Annotated in this window: 21 protein-coding genes; 14 read left to right on the top strand and 7 right to left on the bottom strand. The window is 63.7% G+C overall.

The window, feature by feature from the left end:
* Nucleotides 1-4: 4 nt before the first annotated feature.
* On the bottom strand, nt 5-3,829 hold the full coding sequence (locus K4A76_RS13425) for a dermonecrotic toxin domain-containing protein (protein WP_274410458.1): 3,825 nt from the start codon (nt 3,827-3,829) through the stop codon (nt 5-7).
* 323 nt (nt 3,830-4,152) lie between these two features.
* Here K4A76_RS13425 and K4A76_RS13420 point away from each other — a divergent pair, with 323 nt between their 5' ends.
* The 3 genes from K4A76_RS13420 to K4A76_RS13410 all read left to right on the top strand — a co-directional run bounded on the left by K4A76_RS13420 (nt 4,153) and on the right by K4A76_RS13410 (nt 7,336).
* Nucleotides 4,153-5,307 (top strand): hypothetical protein, encoded by a 1,155-nt coding sequence (locus K4A76_RS13420; RefSeq protein WP_054912774.1) that lies wholly within the window; start codon nt 4,153-4,155, stop codon nt 5,305-5,307.
* Nucleotides 5,308-5,378: 71 nt separating this feature from the next.
* Nucleotides 5,379-6,497: a glycosyltransferase 61 family protein gene (locus K4A76_RS13415; RefSeq protein ID WP_274410457.1), complete on the top strand. Its 1,119-nt coding sequence runs from the start codon at nt 5,379-5,381 to the stop codon at nt 6,495-6,497.
* Between the two features lie 38 nt (nt 6,498-6,535).
* Nucleotides 6,536-7,336 carry an AraC family transcriptional regulator gene (locus K4A76_RS13410; protein ID WP_235768808.1) on the top strand — a complete coding sequence of 267 codons (801 nt, stop codon included), beginning with the start codon at nt 6,536-6,538 and terminating at the stop codon, nt 7,334-7,336.
* Between the two features lie 37 nt (nt 7,337-7,373).
* Here the strand turns inward: K4A76_RS13410 and K4A76_RS13405 are convergent, their stop codons facing one another.
* Nucleotides 7,374-7,955: a LysE family translocator gene (locus tag K4A76_RS13405; RefSeq protein ID WP_274410456.1), complete on the bottom strand. Its 582-nt coding sequence runs from the start codon at nt 7,953-7,955 to the stop codon at nt 7,374-7,376.
* A 309-nt stretch (nt 7,956-8,264) separates the two neighbouring features.
* On the opposite strand from K4A76_RS13405, the gene K4A76_RS13400 reads away from it, so the two are divergent.
* The gene (locus K4A76_RS13400; RefSeq protein ID WP_054903822.1) at nt 8,265-9,836 is read left to right on the top strand and encodes a TerC family protein; all 1,572 of its coding nucleotides are present in this window, start codon (nt 8,265-8,267) and stop codon (nt 9,834-9,836) included.
* Here K4A76_RS13400 and rarD read toward each other — a convergent pair.
* The gene (rarD, locus tag K4A76_RS13395; RefSeq protein WP_274410455.1) at nt 9,799-10,686 is read right to left on the bottom strand and encodes an EamA family transporter RarD; all 888 of its coding nucleotides are present in this window, start codon (nt 10,684-10,686) and stop codon (nt 9,799-9,801) included. The genes K4A76_RS13400 and rarD overlap by 38 nt on opposite strands.
* Nucleotides 10,687-10,719: 33 nt before the next feature.
* Entirely contained in the window at nt 10,720-12,306 is a 1,587-nt protein-coding gene (locus tag K4A76_RS13390; RefSeq protein ID WP_274410454.1) for an EAL domain-containing protein, read from the bottom strand.
* A gap of 311 nt (nt 12,307-12,617) precedes the next feature.
* Here K4A76_RS13390 and hppD point away from each other — a divergent pair, with 311 nt between their 5' ends.
* Nucleotides 12,618-13,694: a 4-hydroxyphenylpyruvate dioxygenase gene (hppD, locus tag K4A76_RS13385; RefSeq protein ID WP_009685557.1), complete on the top strand. Its 1,077-nt coding sequence runs from the start codon at nt 12,618-12,620 to the stop codon at nt 13,692-13,694.
* A 22-nt stretch (nt 13,695-13,716) separates the two neighbouring features.
* On the opposite strand, the gene K4A76_RS13380 is transcribed toward hppD, so the two are convergent.
* Nucleotides 13,717-14,523, bottom strand: coding sequence for a CSS-motif domain-containing protein (locus tag K4A76_RS13380; RefSeq protein ID WP_161892153.1), 807 nt, complete (start codon nt 14,521-14,523; stop codon nt 13,717-13,719).
* A gap of 240 nt (nt 14,524-14,763) precedes the next feature.
* Here K4A76_RS13380 and K4A76_RS13375 point away from each other — a divergent pair, with 240 nt between their 5' ends.
* Nucleotides 14,764-16,836, top strand: coding sequence for a hybrid sensor histidine kinase/response regulator (locus K4A76_RS13375; protein ID WP_274410453.1), 2,073 nt, complete (start codon nt 14,764-14,766; stop codon nt 16,834-16,836).
* 5 nt (nt 16,837-16,841) lie between these two features.
* Here K4A76_RS13375 and K4A76_RS13370 read toward each other — a convergent pair whose 3' ends face one another.
* Both K4A76_RS13370 and K4A76_RS13365 read right to left on the bottom strand, forming a co-directional pair.
* Nucleotides 16,842-18,458, bottom strand: a complete 1,617-nt coding sequence (locus K4A76_RS13370) for an ATP-binding protein (RefSeq protein ID WP_274410452.1) — start codon at nt 18,456-18,458, stop codon at nt 16,842-16,844.
* 78 nt (nt 18,459-18,536) lie between these two features.
* Nucleotides 18,537-19,592, bottom strand: a complete 1,056-nt coding sequence (locus K4A76_RS13365; RefSeq protein WP_144188517.1) for a HEAT repeat domain-containing protein — start codon at nt 19,590-19,592, stop codon at nt 18,537-18,539.
* Nucleotides 19,593-19,760: 168 nt separating this feature from the next.
* Between K4A76_RS13365 and K4A76_RS13360 the strand changes: the two genes are divergently transcribed.
* The 8 genes from K4A76_RS13360 (at nt 19,761) to K4A76_RS13325 (ending at nt 26,651) form a co-directional block, all read left to right on the top strand.
* Complete coding sequence (locus K4A76_RS13360; protein WP_125854253.1) at nt 19,761-20,438, top strand: thermostable hemolysin; 678 nt, start codon at nt 19,761-19,763, stop codon at nt 20,436-20,438.
* Entirely contained in the window at nt 20,428-21,879 is a 1,452-nt protein-coding gene (locus K4A76_RS13355) for an AMP-binding protein (RefSeq protein WP_274410451.1), read from the top strand. Before K4A76_RS13360 ends, K4A76_RS13355 begins: the two co-directional genes overlap by 11 nt.
* A gap of 8 nt (nt 21,880-21,887) precedes the next feature.
* Nucleotides 21,888-22,568 carry a TenA family transcriptional regulator gene (locus K4A76_RS13350; RefSeq protein ID WP_029887138.1) on the top strand — a complete coding sequence of 227 codons (681 nt, stop codon included), beginning with the start codon at nt 21,888-21,890 and terminating at the stop codon, nt 22,566-22,568.
* On the top strand, nt 22,555-23,361 hold the full coding sequence (locus K4A76_RS13345) for an SDR family oxidoreductase (protein ID WP_054912784.1): 807 nt from the start codon (nt 22,555-22,557) through the stop codon (nt 23,359-23,361). The genes K4A76_RS13350 and K4A76_RS13345 overlap by 14 nt, the downstream gene beginning before the upstream one ends.
* The gene (locus tag K4A76_RS13340) at nt 23,358-23,999 is read left to right on the top strand and encodes a hypothetical protein (protein ID WP_029887140.1); all 642 of its coding nucleotides are present in this window, start codon (nt 23,358-23,360) and stop codon (nt 23,997-23,999) included. The genes K4A76_RS13345 and K4A76_RS13340 overlap by 4 nt, the downstream gene beginning before the upstream one ends.
* 2 nt (nt 24,000-24,001) lie before the next feature.
* Entirely contained in the window at nt 24,002-24,664 is a 663-nt protein-coding gene (locus K4A76_RS13335) for a response regulator (RefSeq protein ID WP_009685546.1), read from the top strand.
* Entirely contained in the window at nt 24,661-26,025 is a 1,365-nt protein-coding gene (locus K4A76_RS13330) for a sensor histidine kinase (RefSeq protein WP_274410450.1), read from the top strand. Before K4A76_RS13335 ends, K4A76_RS13330 begins: the two co-directional genes overlap by 4 nt.
* Before the next feature lie 83 nt (nt 26,026-26,108).
* Complete coding sequence (locus K4A76_RS13325; RefSeq protein ID WP_274410449.1) at nt 26,109-26,651, top strand: chalcone isomerase family protein; 543 nt, start codon at nt 26,109-26,111, stop codon at nt 26,649-26,651.

Here is a 26,651-nt window from a genome sequence, read left to right as displayed (position 1 = left end):
TTGCTCAGAGCGCCAGGGTGAACAGTGCCTGGGCCGGGCGCATCAGGCCTTGCTGGCGCAGCGCCGGATCGGCGTCGAGCACGGCCAGCCGTCGCCAGAACTCCACGCGTGCATGCTGCGGTTGAGACTGGAATGGCTCCATGTCCAGCAAGGCTCTGAGGTCACGGCGGTACGGCAGCGGCAGGCGCTGCCACAGCGCCGCTTCGTCGGGGCCTGTTTCGTCGAAGAAATCCAGGTAGTCGCTTTCGCTGACCAGCAGGTCGACCTGGTGCGCGGCGTTGTAGGCGTCGATCTGAGCCCGCACGGGCGCGCCCAGCCACTCGCTTTCAAGGCGCAAGGCATCGGCGACAGGCCGGGTGACCGCGAAGTTTGCAGGCAGGTGCTGGAACTGGTTGGAAGCCAGGTCCAGCACGAACGGTTCGCTGATCTGGTCCAGGCCTTGCGGCAGTTCGACGAGGCTGCAACCGGACAGGAACAAGGTTTTCAGTTGCGCAAGATTGCGCAGGTCCGGTGCGCTGATCAGCGGGTTGTCCGACAGGTCCAGTTGCACCAGCCGCGTGTAGCGGTCCAGTGTTCGCTGGGCGCTGGCATCCCAGGTAATGCGGTTGCTGTCCAGGTCCAGCCAGTGCAATTGCCACGGCTGGGGCAGGCGCGGTACACGGTCGAAGCGGCAATCCGACAGCATCAGGCGCCTGAGGTTGGGGAAGCGCTGCGCAAGCGTTGCCGGCAGGTGGCTCAACTCACTGTTCTGGCTGAGCGAAAGATGCTCGATATGAGCGAAATCATCCGGCAGCGCCAGGCTTGCCAGGTCCTCGTCGTTCAGTCCCAGGCCGGAAAGCTCCAGGCTGTACATGCGCCCCGTGGCGGCAAAAGGCAGGGTTGAAAGGCGCCGCCAGGCGTTGACCAATGGGCGTACCGCGGGCTGGCGCTGCGCTGCGCGCGCAGGGTCTGCCTGCACCCAGCGTTGCAGGTCGCCGCGCAGGTCTTGCAGGCGCTGGTGCAGATCGCGCAGGCGTTGGGTGGTCGAGCTCAGGTCGTCGGCGAGTGGCTCGTCCTCGTCATGGCCCAGCCAGGCCTGGATTTCGGCATCGCTGGCATTGGGGTAGATCCGCCGATAAGCGCCTTCTACCGAACCGGTTTGCCGGGGCTCAGCCGCAAGCGGCGTCAGCGGGCGACCGCCGCGCAAGCCACCCGTTGGCCTGGGCCGCACGGCCCGCGGCCCCCACAGGCGCTGTGGCAGGGTCTGCCGGTGCTCGGCAACCCAGCCTAGCAGGTGCTCGCGTAAGGCATTGCCGTCGGCAGCCGTGCCCAGGGATTGCCGGGCATGCGCTGGCAGCGCCTGCGCCACCGCACGGCAAAGGTCCCGATCCCGTTTTGCCGGGGCAGGCCGCTGACCCAGGTCAGCTTCGTAGCCTTCGGCCGACTTGATGACCCGGCTTTGCCTGCCGGCGTGTTCACTGCCAACCCGTGCCAGCAGCGGCCCTTGAGGGCTGGCTGCGCGCAGTTGCAGGCTCAGGTCGCGGGGCCAGCCTGGCAGAGCGTCGAGTGCACTGAACAACAACCGTTCGCTTTCGTCGTTGGCAAACGCCGGTTGCACCACACCCTCGAGGGCACGCACCAGCGGCAATTCACTGTCCAGCTGTCGCAGCTGCATCCCAAACCACGCAGGGAGCTTGCCATGCGCTTGCCAGGTAGCGGTGTCGGCGGCGTTCAAGCGCATCAGCATGCGCCGGGCCAGGGTGGACGTTAGCCGTGGGTAGGTGTCGAGCAACTGCTGCACCGCCGGCGCTACCGCGCTATTACCCTCGTAAAGATGCTGGAAAAGCCCAGGCGGTGCGCTGTCGCCAAGGGCCTGCACCGCGGCTTGCGCATTCAGGCGTTGCAGGGTGTCGAGCAGCAGCGGGGGCGGTGGCAGCCCTTCGACATGCACCTGGCGCAGCTGCTCGCTGTCGATGCCGCAGATGCGGCCGGCTTGTTCGACCTGCTCTGGGGTAAAGGCGGCGTAGGCCTCGCCCAGGCGGCGTACGCTTGTCTCCAGCGCCCAATCACCGGGTTGCTCGTGTTCGCCGCGCCAGGCGCCTTGGGTGTTGTGCTCCAGTGGCGGCTGCCAGGCTTCGGCTGCTTGCGGATGAACGATGCGCCATTGTTGCCGGGCGTCATCGAAGCGTTGTTCGTAGAGGTGGCGGTCCATCCGGATGAACAGGCGCCCCTCATGCAGGTACTGGCCCTGGGCATTGGCATGCACGTCGGCCGGCAGTTGCACGTCACTGCGGTAAGGTGCCAGGTCCTGGTTCCACAGCCGGTAGCGCCCATCATTGCTGCGCACCTCCTGCAAGCTGTCCATCAAGGGGCTGTCGAACAGTTTGGGCACCGCCTGGCCCGCCGCCACGAAGCCACCGAGCAGGGCCAGGTTGAGGCCAATCGCTTCGAGGTGTCGCAGGGCCAGTTGGCGGTCGCCTGCTTGCCAGTCCTCGTAGCCTTCCACCGCTTCACCCAGCAGCTGGCAGGCGGTCACCGCCAGCATCAAGGTGCCGACACCGGGCACGAAGAATGCGGCGGCATTGAGCGCGTCCCAGCCCAGGTTTTCCCATGCTTCGAGCCGCCTGGCCCTGGCGCTGGCGTCCGCTGCTGCGGTGGGCACCGCAAGCAAGCTGGCTTCATGCTTGAGGCGCAGCAGATACTGGTCATGGCAGTAGCCGAACGGTTCGCTCGTGATCGCCTGGCGGGTCAGGCGCAGGTCAGCCTGCGCTGCGCGTGGCCATGGGCGGTCGAAGGCGGTGTTGCCGGCCGCATCCAGGTTCTGCTGCAGCATGTCGAAGAAGTGCGCCTGTTCATCCTGCTGGATATAGGCGGCGAATGCCTGGCGTTCAGCGGGTTCCACCAGCAGGGTTGCCAGTGTGGCGTGCACCGCCGCCAGGTCACTGCACGGGTGCAGGGCCGGTTCGTGGCCCGGCATATGCAGCACCAGCCCGTGCGCGCCGGCATCGATCAGCATGACCTCGTGCAGGGTGATGCCGAACAGCGCCAGCTGCCAACATTGCACGGGGTGCCCTTGCAGCAGCCGCTGGATTTCGTCCCGTGAGGCCCCGTCCAGCAGGTGCCGCAGGTAGGCCAGGTCGGCGGCCAGGCGCAAGCGCGCTTGCTGCGCGCGCACAGCCAGTGCCCGGGTTTCGGGCCGGGCCAGCTGCTGGTCCAGATGGGTCTGGTAGGCGCCGCCCAGGTCCAGCTCCCGGCACAGCGCCGCGAATGCCTGGGGTGCCAGCGGCAGGCGCTTCACCAGGTAGCGCTCGGACCGCAGGGTGAAGTGTGCTGCGGGCGCTTGCATGCCAATCGGTACTGTGCCGGGTACTTCAACTGCAAACACCTGTATATCACTACCCAGGGCAATGGCACTTTCGGGTGTGAAGGTTTCATCATCGGCGAAGTTCTGCAGCGCAGCCTGCAGCAGGCTATCGCGACGATGGCTGTAAAGATGACGCAGCCCCAGCCAATGCCAGTCATGCTCGACCCGCAGTAGTTGGGTATCGAGCAAGGGCGTGTCCAGCCCATGTTCTGCCAGGCGGCCTTTTAGCAGTGGCTCGGCAAACTCACTGATCTGCTTGAGCCCTTTAAGCGCCTTTGCCAACGCCGCTTGCGCATGCAGCAACTGGTTCTGGCTGGCGCAAACCGCCTCGCGCAGGGCGGGTGCGGCATTGTCGAACCAGTCCTGCAACTGCCACGGGGCATGTTGACTGGCCTGTAAAGCGCCCCATTGCCCGGGGTTGGCACGGCGTGCCCAATGCGGCAGTTGTGCCGCGAGCAGGGCGTGGTGTGGATTGTTGCCTATCATGATGATGCACCTCTTTATGCAAAGAAGGCATCAAACGCCAGTTATCGATAGCGAAGTGGTAACCGGTTATCGTGATGTCGGCACGCTTATAGCAATCTGTTGCAATTAAACGCAGTGGCGGGAGGAAATTTGACGCCAGAATAATTCAGACAAATACCAGCCAAGTGCCACTTGCCAAAGTGATTTCGCCCACCTTAAATTGTTACTGAATGTGAAGTTAATGTGCGGCCTAACTTTTGAATATCAATGGGTTAGGTGTTTTTCCGCTGTTTATCTGTCTTGTTCCGATACACCCTGGCACTTCAAAGGACGTGGAAGAAGAAATGAAAGCGACCTTGACCGCAGCGGCGCGAAAATTCATATCGCCCTCCACCCGTTACGAAATCAGACAGTTGGGTAGCCAAGTGCGTGAGGTAATGGCGCGCGCCTGTTTGTGGCGCTGGGAAGTTGCCAGGTTTCGGCTGCAACAGGAAAGCCCTTACGAGATCCTTTACATCGGCCGCAAGCACCAACGGGAAATGGCCAAGCTGCTGATTGGCGGCAAGGGGCAGGGCAGTGCGGCGATCGTGGAAAGCGCCAGTGCCAGCGCACCTGCCGACCATGTGGTGCTGATCAGCGAAATGCCCACTACCGGCGCGCTGTCGGTGCCGCACTATCTGAGCGCCGTGGTGCCACTGGGGCGCCCCCTGGAAGACATCACCGCGCGCTACGACAGTGAACTGCGGCGCAGCATTCGCAAGAACCGCCCGCTTTACCAGATGCGTCAGGCACTTGCCGATGACGAAATTGCCATGGCCGACCGTGAGCTGTTGCGGCCGTACGCGACTGCCAGGCAGGGCATCCATGCGGCGCAGTTTCCCACCGACGATGTGTTCCGCATTGCCCAGAGTGTCGGGCGGCTCGACCTGATTACCTGCGGCGATGAGGTTATCGGCTGCCACCTCGGCTGCGAGGTGGTGCGTGATGGCAAGCGTTACTGGAGCACCCTGCGCTTCGGCTATTGCGAAGCGGTGTTTTCAGACGCCAGGAAGTTGCGCGAAGTGAACTCGATCACCACCTTCATGGCCCTGGAATGGGCGCTGGAACACGGCTTCGATTATTACGACATCGGCCTGTGCCTGGCGCGCCCGGACGACGGCTTGCTGAAGTGGAAGCGGCGGCGTGGGGGCGACATCGATTCGTTGGGCAACCATGCTTACCTGTTCGTGCGGCTGCCAAAGACCGGTACGGCGAAGTTTCTGTGGGACACGCCCATGTTTGCAATGGAAGGCGACAAACTGACCCTGCACCTGGGCCTGCCAGCAGGCCCCAGCGATGACGAAGTTGCCAGCCGTTACCATGAGATGGTGTTCGGCGGCCTGCACAAGATCTACCTCTACGGCGACAACGCCACTGGCGAAACTTTCGTGCAAGCCCTGCGCAACCGCTACGCCAACCAGCAGTCACCCCCCATCATGCAGCGCGTCATGTGCAGTTGAAGGGGCGCACGGATGCGTTGAGTCATCATATTGCGCCATGCGCTGAACCTCGCCATCAAGGGGGACGCTTCATGACAAGCGACATCTCGCAGTTCAATGCTTCGCCGGCCGCTGCGCCACGCAGCTGGACCCTGGCTGCCTACCGTTACATCGCCCGCAAACGGTTGGGCAGAACCCCGCCAATCGACGTCAAGAGCCTTGCCAGCAAAAGTTGGGACATCGCCCCGGGCGAGACCACGGTGTCGCCACCGGCCATTTACCTGCCGGGGCAGTTGGAGCGGGTCACCGGATGGGAAGGCAAGCGGTTCTACCCCTACGTGCACCCGGCGCGCACCATGGAGGGTGGCATCAGTGCGCTGCAAGGGCCGACCCGTGGCTACCTGATCAAGGATGTGTGGCTGGTCGACGGGGCGTTGTACAAGGGTAAGGCCAGCCACTGGTTGTCGCAGAAGCCGAACACTTTCCCGCGCATTGTGGTGGACCATGAAATCGACCGCGCTGCCATCTACTGCACGCAGAATGGCAACTCGTGGTTCGGCACCTGGCTGATGGAGGATTGCCCCACGTATGCGCTGGCCTGCAACGAGGGCGTGCCGGTGACTACGGCACCGTCGGCCAGGTACCCCTTGTTCACCCAGGCGCCGGCCTACGAAGACTGGTTGGACATGCAGCCGCTGCGCCTGCGCAGCGCGTTTTTCCGGGAGCTGGTGCTGTTCGACGATCAGAGCAACAACCGCAGCCGGCATGCCCGCTACCGTGCCATGGGCGACAAGCTGTTGGCGCATGTCGCCCATGCACCGCACCCGGGTGTGTTCCTGCTGCGCGGCGGTGATGGTGACCTGCGCCTGTTGCGCAACGAACTGGCGCTTGCCGAGCACCTGCGGGTTACTCGGGGTTTTCGCATCGTCAACCCGCTCAAGTCGGATGTGCCGAGCATCATCGCCGCCTGCGCCGGGGCCAAGGTGGTGATTGGCGTGGAGGGCAGCCAACTGGTGCATGGCGTGAATGTGCTGCAGCCCGGCGGCTGCCTGCTGACGCTGCAGCCGCCGAACCGCTTCGTCAGCTACTACAAGTACCTGACCGACCGTGATCATCAGCACTTCGGCTTCGTGGTCGGCCTGCCGGAGGGCGACGGGTTCAGGGTCGATATCGGTGAAGTGGAACGCACCCTGGACCTGTTCCCGCAATAACTGTGTAGTATCCAGGCACACGGCAACTGGGGATGGCAATGATCGAGGTATCACGGTTCTGGCGCGACCCTGCGCTACCCTTTGTCGAGGCCCGCAAGGTTGGTGACGGGCGCCAGGTGTGCTACGCCGCGCACTCCCACGAAAGTTTTTCCATCGGGGTGATCACCGGTGGGCGTAGCACTTACCTCAATGGCGATCAGCGCCATGAGGTTGCGGCGGGCACTACCGTCCTGATGAACCCTGGGGTCGTGCATACCTGCAACCCGATTGCAGGGGAGCCGTGGTCCTATCTGATGCTGTTCGTCGACTGGCCGTGGCTGCAGGCGCTGGGGTTCACCTTGCCGGTGCAGACACTCAGCACCTCTGCCGTGCTGTACCAGCGGCTGTTGCAGGCTTTTGCCGAGCTGTTCGATGCCAGTGTGCCGGACCGCGAGGCGCGCCTGGCCACGCTGTTCCGCGAATTGCCCGCCCTGCTGCAGGGCAGTGCGCAGGCCGCCGAAGTGCGTAACCCACGGCTGGAGGCCGCAGCCGCGTTCATCCGTGCCCATCGCTGCGATGCACTGCGGCTTGAGGATATCTGTGCTGCCTGTGGCCTTTCGCGTTCCTACCTGATCCGCGCGTTTGGCCAACACTTCGGGCTGACCCCCCACGGCTATCTGCTCGACCAGCGGGTGCAACTGGCGCGGGCGCAGCTGCGCCAAGGGCGGGCTATCGCCGAGGTGGCACAAGCAGCCGGTTTCGCCGACCAGGCGCACTTGCAGCGCGCCTTCAAGCAGCACCTGGCGGCAACACCGGGGCATTACCGCAATGCTGGCGCCCGCGCGTGCACGCCTGCCTAGGCAGCGTCTGCCGCCCAAGGGGGCGGCTGGGCCGGCTTCAGATCACCAGGTAAAGCGCACTGCCGACCAGCAGCACGGCCAACCCTCGGTTGAGCAGGCGCATATGCCGCGGGTTGCCCAGGTACTGGCGGATAATGCTGCCGGCCCAGGCCCAGCAGGCTACCGAAATGAAACAGATAGGTCCGTAGATCCAGGTGAACAGCCACAGCAGCTGCTGCTCGCCGCTCGTGTAGGCGCCAACCCCGGCCACCGCAGCCAACCAGGCCTTGGGGTTGAGCCACTGCATGGCGGCGCCGTGCCAGGCCGACGGTGCCTGCTCGGGGTGCGTGCTGCCCAGCTCGCCGCTGTCACTGGCCAGTTTCCATGCCATGTACAGCAGAAACGCCACACCGCCCCAGTGCAACAGCAGGCCCAGCACCGGCCAGCGCACCAGCAGTTGGTGCAGGCCCAGGCCGACCAGCACCAGCAACACACAGAAGCCCAGCGTGGCGCCGGTCACATGGCCCAGGCTGGCCCGCAGGCCATGACGGGCACCGCTGCCGAGCGCGACGATGTTGACCGGGCCAGGGGAGATGGAAGCCGCCAGTGCGAAGGCGGCCATGGAGAGGGACAAGCTCATGAAGGAGATCCATTTTGTTGTGAGGCGGCTATGCTGGCCGGTCGCGGGGTGGGGTGTATTGAACAAAAGTACCCGCACCAGGCGACCCGTTGAAATGCGCGCCCAGCGGCCGGCCTCATTCCGCCCGCCGGCCTGTTACAGGTTTTGTAATAGTTTTACGCTGTCGGACAATCCTGATGTCCTTGTAGCATCATTCTCCCTAATTGTTATCAAGGTCTATATGAGCACCTTCGCGGAGCCCCCCAGTTCGTGGCCGTCCTGGCCAAACCTTCCCCGTCCTCGTGACGCTGCCCTCGTGAGTACCCGCTAATGGAATGGCTAGCCGATCCTACGGCCTGGCTAGGCCTGTTGACGCTTATCGTCCTCGAGCTGGTGCTGGGTATCGACAACCTGGTGTTCATCGCCATCCTGGCGGACAAGCTGCCCCCGCATCAACGCGACCGTGCCCGGGTCATTGGTCTGAGCCTGGCGCTGATCATGCGTCTGGGCCTGCTGGCCAGCATTTCCTGGATGGTCACCCTCACGGCACCGCTGTTCGAGGTGTTCGGCAAGAGCTTCTCTGGCCGTGACCTGATCATGCTGTTCGGTGGTGTGTTCCTGCTGTTCAAGGCCACCATGGAGTTGCATGAACGCCTGGAAGGGCATGTGACCCAAGCCAGCGGCACCTTGCGTCATGCTGCGTTCTGGCCAATCGTCGCGCAAATCGTGGTGCTGGATGCGGTGTTCTCGCTGGACGCCGTGATCACTGCGGTGGGTATGGTCGAGCACCTGTCGGTGATGATGATCGCGGTGATTTTCTCGATCGGCATCATGATCGTTGCCAGCAAGCCGCTGACCCGCTTCGTCAATGCCCACCCCACGGTAATCATGCTGTGCCTGGGCTTCCTGATGATGATCGGTTTCAGCCTGACCGCCGAAGGCCTGGGCTTCCACATACCCAAAGGCTATCTGTACGCGGCCATTGGCTTCTCGATCCTGATCGAGCTGTTCAACCAGCTGGCGCGTGCCCGGCGCAAGCGCAGCCTGCAGCAGCACAAGCCGCTGCGTGAGCGCACTGCGCATGCCGTGCTGCGCCTGCTGGGCGGCCGCCGCGTCGAAGCTGACGAGGTGGGCGAGGAAATCGCCGACCTGGTCGAGGGTGGCGAAGAACAGGTGCTGTTCGACCGTCGCGAGCGGGTGATGATCAGCGGCGTGCTGAACCTGGCCGAGCGGCCGATTCGCACGGTGATGACCGCACGTACCGAGGTCGATGTGATTGACCTGGCGCAGCCGCCCGAGGCCATTGCCCAGGCCTTGGCCAACTCGCCGTATTCGCGCCTGCCGCTGATACGCGGCGGCCGAATCGACGAGCCGTTGGGCTTCGTGCACAAGAAAGAGCTGCTCAAGGAGGTGCTGTCGGGTAACCAGCCTGACCTGGAAGGCATGGCCCGGGTGCCGCTGAACCTGCTGGAAAGCTTCAGTATCCTCAACGCCCTGGAGCAGATGCGCGGCCAGTCCACGCACATTGCCTTCGTGGTCAACGAGTTCGGTGACTTCACCGGCCTGCTGACCATGACCGACATCCTGGAGTCGATCGCTGGCGAATTGCCAGATGCCAGCGAGGTTGACGGCCCTGGCATCGTGCAGGAAGGTGAGGGTTTCGTGGTCAGTGGTGCCTTGAACCTCAGCCAGGTGCAGGCGCGTACCGGCTTCAGCGCCCGGGCCACCGAGGACTATCAGACCCTCGCCGGGCTGGTGATGAGCCTGCTCGACCGCCTGCCAATGGTGGGTGATCAGTTGCGCTGGAATGGCTGGACGCTGACCGTGGAGGCGATCGAAGAACGGCGGGTAAGGCAGGTGCGCCTTACACCGAACGGCGACGCTGACGCAGCAGGTGCTTGAAGCCTTCGAGCACCAGCACCAGTACGGCGGCCCAGATCGGCAGGTATGTCAACCACTGGTCTGGGCCGATGGTTTCGCCCAGCAGCAACGCCACGCCCACCAGCAGCACGGGCTCGACGTAGCTGAGCAGGCCGAACAGGCTGAACGGCAACAAGCGGCTGGCCAGCACGTAGGCGATCAGGGCGCAGGCGCTGATCGCCCCCAGCAGCGGAATCAGCGCATACAACCCTGGGTGCGCCTGCAGGTCAGCGCTGGAAAGCGGCCCCTGCATCACGAAATACAGCGCCCAGGGCAGCAGCAGGCACATGTCGCACCATAGGCCACCGAGGTGGTCGGTGCCGCAGCGCCGGCGCAGTACGAAATAGACGGGGTAGCCGGTCACCACCACCAGGGTTTCCCAGGCGAAACTGCCATGCTGGTAGAGTTCGTGGCCCACACCCAGTGCGGCGCAGGCCACGCCCACTGCCTGCAGGCGTGACAGGCGCTCGCCGTACACCAGCCGCCCGGTCAGGACCATGGCCAGTGGCAGCAGGAAGTAGCCCATCGACACTTCCAGGCTGCGCCCGTGCAGGGGCGCCCACAGGAACAGCCACAATTGCACCCCCATCAGCCACGAAGTACCGAGCATGCCGAGCAGTAGCACCGGCGTGCGGCGCACGCGCCCCAGCAATTGGCCGACGCGTTTCCAGTCTTTCGAAACCAGCATGAACAAGGTCAGGCAGGGCAGGGTCAGCAGCGTGCGCCAGCCGAATATCTCTTCGCCATCGAGTGGCCTGAGCAACGAGGTATAGAAGTACATCACGGCGAACATGCAGGACGCCACGACGGATGAAACAATGCCTTTTGACACGAATGCCTCGAATACAGGAGTGGAGCGGTTAGGTCAGCCGCCAATGATCTCAGGGGGCGCGGCTTGCGGCAACCGCGGGGCGCCGGGGCGGGTGGCCAGCGCTTCGAGAAACTGCTGTGCAGGCATGGGCCTGGCGAACAGGTAGCCTTGCTGATAGTCCACGCCATGGCTAGCCAGGTAATCGCGCTGGGTTTCGGTTTCCACGCCTTCGGCGACAATGCCCAGGCCCAGTTTGGCTGACAATTCGATGATGGTTTCCAGGATATGCACCGACAGCGCATCGGCACCGATCATGGCCACGAAGCGCTGGTCGATCTTCAGGTAATCGACCTTGAACTGAAGCAGGTAGTTGAGGCTGGACTGGCCGGTACCAAAGTCGTCCAGTGCGATCTTCACCCCCATGGCATCGAGCTTTTCGAACAGCTCAAGCGCCACGGGCGTGGGTTCGATGAGCTTGCGCTCGGTCAGCTCCAGGGTCAGCACCACCCGGCCTGGGGGAAAGTGCTGCAGGAACGTGCGGCAGTCCTCCAGCAAAGTCAGGTCGCGGCAGTGGTCGGCCGTGATGTTGATGCCGACGTGGAAGCCGTCCTCCAGCAGCGTTGCATGGGGCGCCAGGGCTTGCGCAGTGTGCATCATCAGTGCCCGGGTCATGGCCACGATCTGCCCGCTGTGCTCTGCGTAGGGGATGAACAGGTCTGGGCGTACCAGCCCCTCTTGAGGGTGGTTCCAGCGCATCAACACTTCGACGCCGGCCCAGCGGTAATCACCCTTGCGTACCACCGGCTGGAAGTACGGCAGGAATTCGTCGGCCTCCAGCGCCCGCCTCAGCTCGGCGCGGGGTGAGTTGGCGCGGCGCACCTGCCAGTGGCATACCAGGCCGGCGATCACGCCCAGCACCAGCAGCATGGCGAGCAGGGCAGGGTAATGGCTGCGCCACAGGCGGCTTTGATCGGCGGCGCTGTACCCGCCCTGTACGCTCAGCGGATAACGCGTGGAGGCCAGCAGCACATTGGCGTGATCAGCGGCCGGCGGCTGGCCATGGTGCACGATGCCGTCCTTGCCCATCCAGGCGTCGCCGACGCGGATATACAGTGCTTCGTCGGCGCCTATCAGGCGCAGCGCCGTCAGCAGGTGATCGCCGTCGACCGTGCTGATCGCACCGTGGTCCCCTTGGCTGGCCCTGTACACCAACAGTGGGTGGCCGGGGGTGACCGAGTTGCCATCCATCAGCCACAGTTTGCCATCGACATAGTCGGCGGGGTTGACTGGCTCATCGAATGCGCCGAACAGCGACGTGCAAAAAATGCTGTTGTGCCTGAACAGGTTGGTGGAGCGCACGAAGGCGTTGCGCGTGACTTGGGTGCGTAGCAGCAACTGGGCTTGCTCGCAGGGGACATCGGTGTGCGCCAGCAAGCTGTCGGCGGCGCTCGACAGGTTGTCGAGGATATGTTCGATATGGCCGAGCACCTGCTGCGTGGTGGTGTGGCTGCTGGCCTTCATTTCCCGTTCGATCTGCCAGTGCATGATCGCCAGGCCGCTCACTACCGGCACCATACCGACCACCAGCGGTAACAGGGTGCGCCAACTGAAGGCGCTGCGGTGTTTGGCTGTAAGGGGCATGCTGGGTGGCTACGTTGAAAGGCTACGCTGAAGGGTTAACAGAGAATAGCCGTTAGTCGGGCAGGGGCCTTAACAAAAACGCGACAAAGGCATTTACGCAATGTAGAATCGGTTTACGAATAAAACAATAAGGTCCTTCAGTGCCGAAGGATCAAGCCCGCCGAGAATGGGTCCATATGACATACCATGGGTTCAAGCTGATCATAGGTGACTTCCTCGCCCGCAGCGTGCGAGGTATCCCGTGCGCCCCGCCATTTCTGTTCCGCATCCCACGCAATGATTAATTTTTAGCTGCAGATGAGGACACGAACATGGCTGATATCTTCGAAAATCCAATGGGCCTGATGGGCTTCGAATTCATCGAACTGGCGGCCCCGGCCCCTGGCGTTCTGGAGCCGGTATTCCAGATGCTGGGCTTCACCAAGGTCGCGACCCACCGTTCCAAGAATGTGCACCTGTATCGGCAGGGTGGCATCAACCTGATTCTGAACAACGAACCCAAAAGCATCGCGTCGTATTTTGCCGCGGAGCATGGCCCATCGGTATGTGGCATGGCCTTCCGTGTGCGCAATGCCCATGAGGCCTATGCCCGTGCGCTGGAGCTGGGCGCGCAGCCGGTAGAAATCGAAACTGGCCCGATGGAACTGCGCCTGCCGGCGATCAAGGGCATTGGCGGTGCGCCGCTGTACCTGATCGACCGTTTCGAGGAAGGCAGCTCGATCTACGACATCGACTTCAACTTCATCGAGGGTGTCGACCGCCATCCGGTCGGTGCCGGCCTCAAGGTCATCGACCACCTCACCCACAACGTTTACCGTGGGCGCATGGCCTACTGGGCGGGCTTCTACGAGAAGCTGTTCAACTTCCGTGAAATCCGCTACTTCGACATCAAGGGTGAGTACACCGGCCTGACCTCCAAGGCGATGACCGCCCCGGATGGCATGATCCGCATTCCGCTCAACGAAGAGTCGTCGAAAGGTGCCGGGCAGATCGAGGAGTTCCTGATGCAGTTCAACGGTGAGGGCATCCAGCACGTTGCCTTCCTGACCGATGACCTGCTCAAGACCTGGGACGCGCTGAAGGGGTTCGGCATGCGCTTCATGACGGCGCCGCCGCAAACCTATTACGAAATGCTCGAAGAGCGCCTGCCCGGCCATGGCGAGCCGGTCGATCAGTTGCAGGCGCGGGGTATCCTGCTCGATGGCGCCTCGCAGCCGGAAGACAAGCGCCTGCTGCTGCAGATATTCTCGGAAACCCTGCTCGGGCCGGTGTTCTTCGAGTTCATCCAGCGTAAAGGCGACGACGGGTTTGGTGAAGGCAACTTCAAGGCCCTGTTCGAATCCATCGAGCGTGACCAGGTGCGTCGCGGCGTGCTGAGCACCGACTGACACGCTGGTAGTGGCGCCGCCGTCATGTCCCTTCGGCGGCGCGGCTACGCCTGTTCGCGCGCCCTTTCATCAGCGCCAGGAAAACCACCGAGGCGGTCAGAACCCCCACCAGCAGCAAGGAGGGCAGGGTCTGGCGCATCGACTGGCGAATCTCCCGCGCGGTGAAACCTTCGGCATAGCCGCCTACGACCCGGTAGCCGTATTTCTGCGAAAGCATGCTGGTCGAAAACTCGTCCTGCGAGGGGCGGGCGCCGGCGCGGCTGTCGCCGCCACTCCACAGGTAGCGGTCGTCGAATTCCAGCAGCAGCGTCAACCCGTCCTGGAAAGCGTCCAGCTCGCTGCGAAGCTGCGAGGCATACGCCGTCACAATGACACCCTGATTATTGTCGGCCGTATACAGGTTCACCAGCAGTTTGCGGCGGGTGTCGGCGAGCCCATAGGAAATCTCGACCTGGCGGCCAGACGTGGCAAATGCGGTCAAATCCTCCAGCGGGTCCGGCGTGGTACTGCAATAGGCCTGCTCGCCCTCTACCAGCGTGAGGGACCTGAGCATGGACAGGCTGGTGACATGATCCTGCAAGGTGTTAAGGGCGCTGGCACAAGGCTGCCCGGCCAGCGGTAGTGAACGCAACGCGGTTTCCTGCATGCGGTTGAATGCCTGATCGACACTGTAAACCGCTTCCTTCACGGAAACAGCCGCATTCTCCGCAAGTTTCGTTTGCAGTTGCAGGATCATCACCAGCAACCCAGATACCACGGGTACCAGCCCCACCACGATGAGCAACAGCAACTCCAGCATGCTACGCCCGGCGTTGACGATGTACGACATAGACCTATTGCGCTCCGCTGCAACGCTGTTCCAGTTGAACAGCCGAGCCCAAAGCCTAGGTCTTCGATGGTCGTTCGGCTGTAGGCCGAAGAAAGCGCGCGTGACAGTAATTGCGCAAATCTGCGTAAGCCCTATCGGCCTGCCAGCCGGGCCAGCACCTCGAACTCCGCCATGGTGGGCCGAACGTGCTGTGCTAACTTCAATAGCATTACCCGCAGCCCCCTTGGCCATGCTGGAGCCATGACATTGGTCGCCAAAAAATCATCACTTGGCCTTGAGCCACAGATCCGCCTTCACCCGCCTGCTACCGCAGCCCGCAGGCCGGTTGACGACCGGATCGTGCAGCTGGACTGGAGCCGCACCTCCCTAGGGCCGCTGCCGCGCTGGCCGGCTCCGTTGCGCATCGCGGTGGATATGATGCACCTGTCGCCGTTCCCCTGTGCCGTGGTCTGGGGGCCAGACCTGACGGTGGTGCACAATGATGCCTACCGTGCATTGCGCGGCGGCGCTGCGGATGGGCTCGGCCAGGCGTTCGACACGCTGTGGCGCGAAATCTGGCCGACAGTGGGGCCGTGGGTTTTCAAGGCCCTGGAAGGGCAGTCGAACTTTGTCGAGGACCCTCCCTTGCGCATCGGCAGTGACCCGTGCGGCGAGCCCCTCTGGTGCGCATTCGGCTACGCGCCCCTGCACGATGAGCAAGGCAATGTCGCGGGCTTTCTGCACACGGTGATCGAGACCACTGCCAGCGTCGAGGCACACCGGCATTGGCGCGAGCAGGCGCAAGGCTTCGAGCAGCAGATCGAGCGGCATGTGCTGGAGCGCGAGCAGATCTGGCAGATGTCACGCGATGCGATGATGAGGGTTACCCCGGAGCTGAAGGTGCATGCCGCCAACCCCGCCTGGCACCGGGTGCTGGGTTGGGACGAACAGCAGATCCAGGGGGTGTCGGTACTGGAACTGGTGCACCCGGCAGATCGGACCGAGGTGCAGGTGGTGGTGTCGGCGTTACTGCAGGCCAGCAGCGCAGACCCGATCGAGACCCGCTTGCGGCACCGCGATGGGCATTACCATACCTTCCGCTGGAGCGCGCGCTTCGATGGGCGCTTGCTCACCGTAGTCGGCCAGGATATCAGCGAGGACCGCGAGGAGGCGGCGCGCCAGTCCGAAGCGCTGATGCGCAACACTGAACGGATGGAAGTCGTGGGGCAACTGGCCGGGGGCATGGGCCATGAGTTGAATAACCTGCTTTCTGGTATCGGCGGTAGCCTTGAGCTGCTCCAGCGCCGCCTCCAGGAGGGGCGCCCGGAGCGGATCGGTGCTTATGTGGATGTTGCCCGCGATTCGGTGATGCGGGCCATGGAGCTGACCCACCGTTTGCTGGCCTTTTCCCGCCACCAACCCTTGGCGCCAAAGCCGCTGGACTTCAACCGGCAGTTGCGCCTGTGCGAGCCGTTGTTGCGCAGGACCTTGGGTCCGGAGTTGTGCTTGCACTGGCAACTGGACGTCGCCCCGTGGGTGGTCAACCTGGATGTCACCCAGCTCGAAAATGCATTGATCAACCTGTGTACCAACGCCCGCGAGGCGTGCCTGGAGCGGGGCAATGTCACGATCCGCAGCGTCAACGAACGCTTGATCGCGGCGTTCCCGGACGAGAACGGGCTGCCGCCGGGTGACTATGTGGCCTTGCATGTGGAGGACGATGGCCACGGTATGTCGGCTGCGGAAATCGCCAAGGCGTTCGAGCCTTTTTTCACCACCAAGCCCATCGGCCGTGGCTCCGGCCTGGGGCTGTCGATGGTCTACGGTTTTGTCGGCCAGTCGGGGGGCTATGCGTGGATCGAGTCTGCGCCGAACCAGGGGACCAAGGTGTCGATGTTGTTCCCCAGAACGTTCGAGCCGCTTCCTGATGAGTGCAAACCGGTGCAAAGGACGCAACGCATGGCCCAGGGTGAGCGGCTGCTGCTGGTGGATGACGAACTCAATCTGCGCGCGGTGATGCGTGAATACCTGGTTGAGCGCGGTTTCCAGGTGGTTGACGCAAGCGACGCCAATACCGCATTGGAGCGGTTTCGCCATGACGGTCCGTTCGACCTGGTGATCACCGATATCGGTTTGCCGGGCGGCTTCAGCGGGCGCCAGGTGGCCAAGGCCATGCGCATGCAACTGCCGCAGCAGAACATCCTGTTCATTACGGGCTATGCGGGGCAACCGGTGGAGCCCCAGTTGCTCGAACAGCCTGGCACAGCGTTGATGAACAAGCCGTTTTCGCTGGCAGACCTGGCAGACCAGGCGTTGCGCATGCTCGAACAGTGAGCCCCTCAGGGTTGGCCAAGGATCATGGTCACCTGTTCCTGCAGCTGTCGCAGTTCGAATGGCTTGCAGATCAGGTGCATATCGCACCCTAGAAAGCCCTCGCGCGCCATCGCGGTTTCCGCATAGCCGGTAATGAACAGCACCGGTAACCGGGGGCGCAAGCTACGTGCAATCTCCGCCAGTTGCCGACCGTTCATGCCGGGTAAACCTACGTCGCTGATCAGCAGGTCGATGGGTTGCGAGGCGCGTAGCACCTCAAGCCCCTCCTCGGCGTTGGCCGCACTCAGGCACGTGAAGCCATTGTCACGCAGGGCCTGGCACAGCAGTTCGCGAACATGCAGGTCGTCCTCGACCAACAGCACCCGGTGGCCGTGTGTGGCTTGCGCAGGTACCAACGGTTGGGCGGGCGAGGGTGCCTGGTCGATGTGACGCGGCAGGTACAGGTCTACCCGCGTGCCCTTGCCAATTTGGCTGTGCAGGGTGACATGGCCATGGGATTGCTTGCTGAACCCGTACACCATCGACAAGCCCAGGCCGATGCCTTGGCTGGTCGCTTTGGTGCTGAAGAAGGGTTCGAATGCGTGCTCCAGTGTGCTTGGCGCCATGCCCTGGCCGTTATCGATCACGCTCAGGCGCAGGTAATCGCCGGCGGTCAGGGGGCCGTCGGCCATGGGGCTGCTGTAGATATGCTGGTTGGTTGCCTCGATCCGCAGCAGGCCACCGCTGGGCATGGCTTCACAGGCATTGAGGATCAGATTGTCTAGGGCCTCGCGCAATTGCCGGTCGTCAGCTTCCGCGTTCCACAGGCCTTTGGCGATGCTCACCTGCAGCTTTATCCCAGGCTTGAGTTGAGCCTTCAGCTGCTTGGTCTGCAACAGGGTGTGCAGGTTGACGCATCGGCTGTGCAACGACTGCCTGCATGAGAAGGCCAGTAGACGGTGGGTCAGGCGGGCGGCGCGTGACACCGCTTCGCGGCCCAGGCGCAACACACTGTCCAGGCCGTCGGCGCGGCCTTGCTTGAGGCGCCGGTCGATCAGCTCGAGACTGCCGCCAATACTTGTGAGCAGGTTGTTGAAATCGTGGGCCACGCCGCCAGCGAGTTGGCCGATAGCTTCCATCTTGCGCGCCTGGAAGCGGGCCTGGGCGTAGCGCTCCGTCGGCTCATCAGGCTGGGCGAGCCCGTTATCCAGCCGCTGCTGCAGGTTTTTAAGCTGGTCGCGGGTCAGGTATTGCCGACGCCTGTGGCGCAGCGCGGACTGGGTCATGTGCAGCAGTTGGTCGTCGCCGAAAGGGGGCACCAGCAGGGTAAGGTTGCCGACCGGGTGATTGTGCACGCGGCTGGCCGACCATGCACCCTGGGTCACCAGCACGATGGGCAGATCCGACCAGTGCGGTTGCTGGTCGATAAAGGCCTGCAGCAGGGCACTAGGGCCTGCGTTGAACACCTGCTCGGCGATGATCGCCAGGCCGGCGCCTTCTGCCAGGCGCGCATGCAGGTGCCCCAGGTCGGTGGCACACAGGCAATCGATGCCGGCCGCCGACAGCAGGTGCGAGGTTTGCGCCGCCAACGGCGGTGGGGCGAGGATCAACGCACGTTCATCCAGCGCCAACGAACTGGCCAAGGCAATTCTCCTGCAGAGTGGCCTGATAACCACTGGACCCTGGGCACAGGCTCAGGGTTCAACAGGTTTCAGGCAGGCCTAGAGGCCTTGCTGCAGGGCGGGGTCATCCGGGTTTTGCTGCTCCAGCTCGGCCAGCAGCACCTGCACGTTCTGAAGTTGGCCGGATTCTTTCCAGTACTGGATCAGCAACACCCGCGCGCGACGGTTGGCCGGTTGCTGGCTGAGCACGGTTTCCAGCTGCTTCTGCGCCGCATCAACTTGCTCCAGCGCATGCAGGGTCACCGCCAGGGTATAGCGGTAATCGACGTTGTCCGGGTCCAGTTCAACCGCGCGGGACAGTGCCAGCAAGGCGTACTCACGTTGCTGGTGGCGGATCAGCCAGCGCCCCAGCTGGTATTGCAGGAAGGCCGAGTCCGGGCTGAGGGCCAATGCCTTGCCGAGCACCTGGCGTGAGGCATCGTGCTGGCCTTGACGTTCCAGCAGGCGCACCTGGGTGGCTAGTGCGTCGAGGTTGCCTGGGGCGACGGTCAATGCACGTTGCAGGGCTACCGCAGCTTGGGTGTAGTCATTTTCGTGCATGTACAAGCGCGCCAGGTGCACTTGCGCGTCTGCTTCCTCGGGTTGTTGCGCCAGCGCTTGCTGGTATTGCTCCAGGGCCGCCTGCAGCGGGCCGAAATACAGGCCTATGTCATCCGGGGAAAGGCCAAGCAAGGCGTCCACGGCAGCGAAGCGCACGCTTTGGTCGTCATCGTCCAGCAGCGGGCCAAGCACCAGGCTGCGCTGCGCGGCAGGCAGCAGCCGGCGGATACCTGCGATGGCGGCACGGCGCACCAGTGGCTCGGCGTGTTCCAGGTCTTGCCGGGCGATTTTCAAGGCCAGTGGCGAAGGGTAGTTGGGCAGCTCGGCGTACAGGGCTGCGCGCCGGATGGCGGGCAAGTCGGTGCGTTGCAACTGCTGGTAAAGCACCCTGGCAGCGCCAGGCCGACCGTCGTGGGCCTGGCGCAGGGCCTTGGCATAGCTATGCGCCGGCAAGGCCGGCTGGGCTGGCGGGGTATCGCGCCACAGGTACCCGAACAGCGCCGATACCAGGATCAACAGCAGCACGGCGATCAGGTAGCGGTTGCGTCTGGGCATCGTGGGGTCCATGGCGGCAAGAAGGGCTGAGCTTGGGCCAGGCGATAGATAAAAGCAACGGCTTGGCTATCGCCCCTTCGGTTTCCCGGCGTTTGTTCAGCCAGCTTCAGATTCCCTTCAGATTCGTCACTGATACTTCGCTCAACCCATTCATTAGGGGGGAGTCCCATGACCCATACCCTGTGGAGCAGCCTGCTCCCACTGCCGATAGGCACCCATGCAGCGCATCACGGCTGTTTGTCCCTGCACCTGCCGGGCGACCCTGACCGGGAAGAACTCGAGCACTTCATTCATCGCTGTTTCGCTGAAGTTCACCACGCTGATGTGCACCACTACTTGCCCGAATTGTTGGCATTGCGGGATAGCCATGGGCACTTGATTGCGGCGGCGGGTCTGCGCCCGGCCAGCAGTGGGCCGTTGTTTCTCGAGCATTACCTGGACGTCCCCCTGGAAACGGCGATTTCGCGACTGACCAGCCTGCCCGTTGCGCGCGAGTGCATGGTCGAGGTCGGCAACCTGGCGTCGCTGAGCGCCGGCAGCGCACGCATCATGATCACCGCCGTGACCTGGCTGCTTGCCACCCGCGGGCTGAAGTGGGTGGCGTTCACCGGTGCCTCCACCTTGATCAACAGTTTCCAGCGCCTGGGCCTGGCACCTACCGTGCTGGCGCAGGCCGACCCGGCACGCCTGGACGAGCCCGTTGCGCAATGGGGCAGCTATTACGCCCAGCATCCGCAGGTGTACGCGGGCGAAATCGGCCAAGGCTTCGACTTGCTGCGTAGCGCTGGTGTGTTTCGCCGCCTGGGCTTTCCGGTGCTGGACGAGGAGACCGGCCATGCCGCTTGAACTTGAACGTTTCTGGCAGGCATTGCTGGCCCATGGTGATGCGCCCGCGCTGGAAGGGGCCAGTGCACGCTACACCTACAAGCAGTTGCTTGCCGAGGTGCTACAGCGTGCCGAGGCCCTGCGCCAGCGTCAGGCCGGTGTGCTGGTGCTGGGGCTGGATAACGGTCCCGAACTGCTGTTGTGGGACCTGGCCGCGCTGGTCTCGGGGCGCGCCTGCGTGACGGTGCCCACCTTCTTCAGCCCAACCCAGTTGGAGCATTGCCTGCAACAGAGCGGCGCCAGCCTGGTGCTCGGCCCGCCCGCCTGGGAGAGCTTGCTCGGGCGGCTGGGTTTCGTCGACCAGCACGGCTTCTGGTCGCGGCCAGCGCTGCCTGCGGTGGCCCTGCCTGAAGGCACCGCCAAGGTCACCTACACCTCTGGCAGTACCGGCAACCCCAAAGGCGTGTGCCTGAGCGCGCAGGCCATGTTGCGGGTCGCACACGAACTGGAACAGGCCAGCCGGCCTACGCAGCCTCGGCGCTACCTCGCTGTGCTTCCGCTGGGCGTGTTGCTGGAGAACCTGGGCGTTTACGCCGCCTTGCTGGCAGGGGCCAGTGTCATGCTGTACCCACAGGCCCAGTTGGGCATGGGGGGGGGCAGCCAGGTCGATTTCAAGCGGCTGCTCGGGGCCATCGCGTTGAGCGGCGCACAAAGCCTGATTCTGGTTCCTCAACTGCTGCTGGGGCTGGTCACGGCAATCGAGCGCGGGCTGATGGGGGTTGGCATGCTGCGTTTCGTTGCGGTGGGTGGCGCCCGTGTGGCGCCCAGCCTGCTGGCGCGGGCCGAGGCCGTAGGCTTGCCGGTATTCGAGGGCTACGGGCTGTCGGAATGTGCCTCTGTGGTGGCGCTGAACCGCCCCGGTGCGGTGCGCCCGGGCAGTGTCGGCCGGCCATTGCCGCATGTGCAGGTGCGTATCGCCGAAGACGGTGAGGTGCTGGTTGCCGGGACCCTGCTGCTTGGCTATCTGGGCGACACGCCCAGCCAAACCGCGTGGTGGGCCACCGGCGACCTGGGCTTTTTCGATGATGAAGGCTACCTGCACCTGAACGGGCGCAAGAAACACCAGTTCATCACCAGCTTCGGGCGCAACGTCAACCCTGAATGGGTAGAAGCCGAGCTGACCCAGAGCGGGGTGATCGCCCAGGCGTTCGTTCATGGCGAGGGCATGCCGCGCAACGTGGCCTTGCTCTGGCCGCTCGCCCCGGGCACCCCGGACGCGGCTATCGAGCAGGCCGTGCAGCACAGTAATGCCAGTTTGCCCGACTACGCCAGGGTGCATGCCTGGCGGCGTTTGCCAGCGCCATTCTCGGTCGCCGAGCACACCCTGACCGCCAATGGCCGCCCACGCCGTGAGGCGATCCTGCAGCGTTATCAATCCTTGTTGTCCGACATTCCGTCATGAGGTCTACCATGTCATTTTTCGACACCCTGCAGCTGCAAACCAGCCACGAACGTCAGGCTTTGTTCGCGGTGCCGGTCATTCGCGAGGCGCTGGCCGGCCAGGTCAGCCGGGCCAGCTACATCGCCTTCCTCACCCAGGCCTATTACCACGTTCGCCATACCGTACCGCTGATGATGGCGTGCGGCGCGCGGCTGCCGGCGCGGCTGGAGTGGTTGCGCGGCGCGGTGTGCGAGTACATCCAGGAGGAGTACGGCCACGAGCAGTGGATCCTCAACGATATCAAGGCCTGTGGCGGTGACTGGGAGGCGGTACGCGACGGCCGGCCTGCCTTGCCCATCGAGTTGATGGTTGCCTATCTGTACGACCTTATCGCACGGGGCAACCCGGTGGGGTTGTTCGGCATGGTCAACGTGCTGGAGGGCACCAGCATCGCCCTGGCCACCCATGCTGCCGGGGCGATCCAGAGCACCCTCGGGTTGCCCAACCAGGCCTTCAGCTACCTCAGTTCCCACGGCGCGCTGGACCAGGACCACATGGTCACCTACAAAAGCCTGATGGACCGGCTGGACGACGTGGCCGACCAGCAGGCGGTGCTGCACGCCGCCAAGGTGGTGTACCAGCTGTATACCGCCATGTTCGAAGGTTTGCCACGCACTGAGCATGCCGAGGTGCAGCATGCGCTTGCATGAGTCGGTGGTGGTTCTGACCGGGGCCAGTGGCGGCATCGGCCTGGAACTGGCCGAGCAATTGTGTGCAGCCGGTGCCCGGGTCCTGGCGGTAAGCCGGCACATGGGCAAGCTGGCGGGTCTGATGAACCGCTACCCTGAGCGCCTGCGTTGGCAAACGGCCGACCTGCGTACGCCGACCGGGCGTGAACAGGTGGTCAGCCGCGCCCGTGAAATGGGCGGGGTCAATGTGCTGATCAATGCCGCCGGTGTAAACCGTTTTGCCTTGCTGGACCAGTTGGACGAGTACGCGCTGGATGAATTGCTCGACATCAACATCAAGGCGCCCCTGCAGCTGACCCGTGCCTGCCTGCCCCTGCTGCGCGAGCAACCCAAGGCGCTGGTGGTGAATGTCGGTTCCACTTACGGCTCGATCGGCTACCCCGGCTACGCCACCTACTGTGCCAGCAAGTTCGCCCTGCGCGGTTTCTCCGAGGCGTTGCGCCGTGAGTTGGCCGATACCACGGTGAATGTGCTGTATGCCGCCCCGCGGGCCACCCGCACCACCATGAACAGCAGCGCCGCCACCGCGCTCAACCAGGCGCTGAAGGTCGGCATGGACGACCCGGCCGATGTCGCCCGCGCCGTGCTCGTGGCCGTCCAGTCGGAGCGCAGCGAGCTGTACCTGGGGTGGCCGGAAAAGCTTTTCGTACGCATCAACGGCATGTTGCCAGGGGTGGTCGACCGTGCCCTGCGCAAGCAATTGCCTGTCATTCGCCGCTACATTGGCGGCCATATCAAGGAGTCGAGCAAATGAAGCGACTGGCCTTCGTCAGCCTGCTGGCGTTCACCCCGTTCACCTGGGCACTGGACCCAGCCGGAAACCAGCAGCTCAGCGCGCTGCAACAGCGTTGGGCACAAATCCAGTATCAGACGCCCAAGGCCCAGCGCGCGGATGCTTTCGAGAAGTTGTCCGGTGAGGCGGCGGCATTCGTCAGGCAGCACCCCGGCACCCCCGAGCCGCTGATCTGGGAAGGCATCATCAACAGCAGCTGGGCTGGCGCCGTGGGCGGGCTTGGTGCGCTGGGCAAGGTCAAGTCAGCCAAGGCCAGCCTGGAGCAGGCCATGAAGCTGGACCCTGATGCCCTGCAAGGCTCGGCCTATACCAGCCTTGGCACGCTTTACGACCAGGTGCCGGGCTGGCCGATAGGGTTCGGTGACGGCGACAAGGCGGACCAGCTGTTGCGCGAAGCCCTGAAGATCAACCCCAACGGCATCGACAGCAACTATTTCTGGGCCGACCACTTGTACCGGCAAAAGCGCTACGCTGAAGCCACTGCTGCCTTGCACAAGGCCATGCAGGCGCCGCCGCGGCCGGGGCGTGAACTGGCGGACCAGGGCCGGCGGGCGGATATCGCGGCTTTACTCAAGGCAATCAAGGACAAACAGGACTGAACATGCGGCTACTGCTGGTTGAGGACGATACCGCACTGGGGGAGGGGATCTGCGATGGCTTGCGCCAGGAGGGTTATACGCTCGACTGGTTGCGCGACGGCCAGAATGGCGTGCACGCGCTGCTGCATGAAACATTCGACCTGGCCATCCTGGACCTGGGCTTGCCGCGCCTGGATGGCATCGAGGTGCTAAGGCGCGTGAGAGGCGCTGGCAATAGCTTGCCGGTACTGATCCTCACCGCGCGGGACGCCCTGGATGATCGCATCGCCGGGCTGGATGCCGGCGCTGACGACTACCTGGTCAAGCCGTTCGACCTCAACGAGCTGAAGGCCCGCTTGCGAGCTTTGCTCAGGCGCAGCGCCGGGCGTGCCAAGGTATTGATCGAGCATGCCGGGGTCATGCTCGACCCCGCTACCCAGCAGGTACATTACCAAGGGCTGGAAGTGATACTGACCCCCAAGGAGTACCGCTTGCTACATGAATTGCTGGCGCAGCCGGGCAAGGTGTTCACCCGCGAACGCCTGACACAGCTGCTGTATGGCTGGGATGAAGAACCCGAGAGCAATACCCTGGAAGTGCACATCTACCACCTGCGAAAAAAGCTCAACAACGGCCTGATCCGCACGGTGCGGGGCATTGGCTACCTGGTCGAGGGCAAGGCATGACCTCGTTGCGGCGAAGGACGTTATGGCGGGTCATGCTGCTGTTGCTGTTGGGGACAGGCCTGCTGACGCTGTACAACTATCATGACAGTCGCCATGAAATCAACGAAGTGTACGACGCCCACCTGGCGCAGAATGCCCGCCTGCTGCAGGGGGTCATGAGCCTGCCGGTCCAGGGCGGCTCGCGCGAGGCCATGTACCAGGCGTTCAACGACGCCTTGGCCCAGGCCGGCCACCACCGGGTTGGCCACCCCTACGAAAGCAAGCTGGCATTCCAGGTATGGGGTGAGGGGGGCGTGTTGCTGGTGCATACACCCAGTGCCCCGCAGTTGTCGCTGCCGCCGTCCGAACCTGGGTTCTACGACTTTTCCAGTGGTGACCGGCAATGGCGCGGCTTCGTGTTACCGGTGCCGGAAAAGCACTGGGTCATCTGGGTGGGTGAACGTGATGATGTGCGCTACGACCTGATCGACCGGATCGTGCGCCATACCTTGTTCCCCTTCCTGCTCGGCAGCCTGGCCCTGGTGTTGCTGGTCTGGGTCGCGATCGGCTGGGGGCTGCGCCCCTTGCAGAACATGGCCACGGTCATTCGCGCACGCCACGCCGATTCACTCGAACCCTTGCGCCTGGCGCCATTGCCCTCGGAGCTGGAACCCATGCAAGCGGCCATCAACCGCCTGCTGGCGCAGATCGAAGACATGTTGCGGCGCGAACACCGCTTCATTGCCGACGCCGCCCATGAAATGCGCACGCCGCTGGCGGTGTTGCGCCTGCATGCCCAGAACGCACTCGAGGCCGCGAGTGAGGCCGAACGGCGCAAGGCGCTGGGCTTTCTGATTGGCGGTGTGGACCGGCTGACCCGGGTGGTCAACCAGTTGCTGACCCTGGCCCGTGTCGAGCCGCGCCTGGGCCAGCACGCCGCGGTCAAGGTCGACCTGGGTGAGGTGGTCACCGACACCATGGCCGAGCTGACTCCCTGGATACTCGACCGCGGCCTGGAGCCATCACTGGATATTGGTGAGGGTGATCACCACCTGGGCATCGACGCCGGTGCGTTGACCATCGCGTTCCAGAACCTGGTTTCCAACGCCGTCGAGCATTCGCCCCCGGGAGGGCGCATCAGCGTACTGCTCAGGCGCCTGGAAAACCGTTTCGAGCTGATCGTGGAGGATGAAGGGCCAGGTATCGAGCCGGCTGACATAGCGCGCGTGTTCGAGCGCTTCTACAGCCGTAACAGCCCCAACGGTGCCGGGCTGGGGCTGTCCATTGTCGCCACCATCATTGACCGCCTGGGCGGGCATGTTCACCTTGAGAACCGACCGAGCGGTGGCTTGGCGGCAACCCTGCGGCTGCCTTTGAACTGATGCAAAAAGCTGTACATTGCGGGTGACAAATCTGTACAAGATGCTATGTTTGTACAATATTAGTCCTGGCAGCCGAGGCCAGCATGGCAGTCCCAGCCCGATTCACATCCCTGTGTCTGTTGCTGACCGCCCTGGCCACGGCGGCTGTGGCGGATTGGCGTGCGGATGTGCCGGCCGCACAACGGCTGGGTGAAGGCGATTTCAGCTGGTGGGGCCTGCGTTTGTACAGTGCGCGGCTGTGGGCGGCCGGCCCCGTGCAGCGCTGGGATGAGCCGTTCGCGCTGGAGCTGCGTTACCACCGCTCGCTGTCCAGAGACACCTTGGTCGAAGCCAGCCTTGCAGAAATGCGCAGGCTCGACGGGGGCGGCATGACGGCACAACGCAGCGCGCAACTGACCGGGCTGCTGGAACAGGCATTCGTCGACGTACGCCCTGGCATGCGCATCACAGGTGTTTACCTGCCGAGCCAAGGCTGCCGTTTTTACGTTGACGGCAACCTCACCCGCGAAATAACCGACCCTGTCTTTGCCCGGGCATTCTTCGCCATCTGGCTTGGCCCGAATGCCAGGGACCCACAATTACGGCAGCGCTTGCTTGGGCTGGCCGGCACCGATGGAGAGCCGTGA

It is taken from the genome of Pseudomonas sp. NEEL19 (genome assembly GCF_028751975.1).
In the GTDB taxonomy this organism is placed as follows: Bacteria; Pseudomonadota; Gammaproteobacteria; order Pseudomonadales; family Pseudomonadaceae; genus Aquipseudomonas; species Aquipseudomonas juntendi.
This window is presented reverse-complemented; position numbering and strand designations above follow the sequence as displayed.

What these genes read in the sequence shown, in the direction of transcription:
- K4A76_RS13425 (WP_274410458.1), bottom strand. Translation starts at nt 3,829, where the DNA reads ATGATAGGCAACAATCCACACCACGCCCTGCTCGCGGCACAACTGCCG.
- K4A76_RS13420 (WP_054912774.1), top strand. Translation starts at nt 4,153, where the DNA reads ATGAAAGCGACCTTGACCGCAGCGGCGCGAAAATTCATATCGCCCTCC.
- K4A76_RS13415 (WP_274410457.1), top strand. Translation starts at nt 5,379, where the DNA reads ATGACAAGCGACATCTCGCAGTTCAATGCTTCGCCGGCCGCTGCGCCA.
- K4A76_RS13410 (WP_235768808.1), top strand. Translation starts at nt 6,536, where the DNA reads ATGATCGAGGTATCACGGTTCTGGCGCGACCCTGCGCTACCCTTTGTC.
- K4A76_RS13405 (WP_274410456.1), bottom strand. Translation starts at nt 7,955, where the DNA reads ATGAGCTTGTCCCTCTCCATGGCCGCCTTCGCACTGGCGGCTTCCATC.
- K4A76_RS13400 (WP_054903822.1), top strand. Translation starts at nt 8,265, where the DNA reads ATGGAATGGCTAGCCGATCCTACGGCCTGGCTAGGCCTGTTGACGCTT.
- K4A76_RS13390 (WP_274410454.1), bottom strand. Translation starts at nt 12,306, where the DNA reads ATGCCCCTTACAGCCAAACACCGCAGCGCCTTCAGTTGGCGCACCCTG.
- hppD (WP_009685557.1), top strand. Translation starts at nt 12,618, where the DNA reads ATGGCTGATATCTTCGAAAATCCAATGGGCCTGATGGGCTTCGAATTC.
- K4A76_RS13380 (WP_161892153.1), bottom strand. Translation starts at nt 14,523, where the DNA reads ATGTCGTACATCGTCAACGCCGGGCGTAGCATGCTGGAGTTGCTGTTG.
- K4A76_RS13375 (WP_274410453.1), top strand. Translation starts at nt 14,764, where the DNA reads ATGACATTGGTCGCCAAAAAATCATCACTTGGCCTTGAGCCACAGATC.
- K4A76_RS13365 (WP_144188517.1), bottom strand. Translation starts at nt 19,592, where the DNA reads ATGCCCAGACGCAACCGCTACCTGATCGCCGTGCTGCTGTTGATCCTG.
- K4A76_RS13360 (WP_125854253.1), top strand. Translation starts at nt 19,761, where the DNA reads ATGACCCATACCCTGTGGAGCAGCCTGCTCCCACTGCCGATAGGCACC.
- K4A76_RS13355 (WP_274410451.1), top strand. Translation starts at nt 20,428, where the DNA reads ATGCCGCTTGAACTTGAACGTTTCTGGCAGGCATTGCTGGCCCATGGT.
- K4A76_RS13350 (WP_029887138.1), top strand. Translation starts at nt 21,888, where the DNA reads ATGTCATTTTTCGACACCCTGCAGCTGCAAACCAGCCACGAACGTCAG.
- K4A76_RS13345 (WP_054912784.1), top strand. Translation starts at nt 22,555, where the DNA reads ATGCGCTTGCATGAGTCGGTGGTGGTTCTGACCGGGGCCAGTGGCGGC.
- K4A76_RS13340 (WP_029887140.1), top strand. Translation starts at nt 23,358, where the DNA reads ATGAAGCGACTGGCCTTCGTCAGCCTGCTGGCGTTCACCCCGTTCACC.
- K4A76_RS13335 (WP_009685546.1), top strand. Translation starts at nt 24,002, where the DNA reads ATGCGGCTACTGCTGGTTGAGGACGATACCGCACTGGGGGAGGGGATC.
- K4A76_RS13330 (WP_274410450.1), top strand. Translation starts at nt 24,661, where the DNA reads ATGACCTCGTTGCGGCGAAGGACGTTATGGCGGGTCATGCTGCTGTTG.
- K4A76_RS13325 (WP_274410449.1), top strand. Translation starts at nt 26,109, where the DNA reads ATGGCAGTCCCAGCCCGATTCACATCCCTGTGTCTGTTGCTGACCGCC.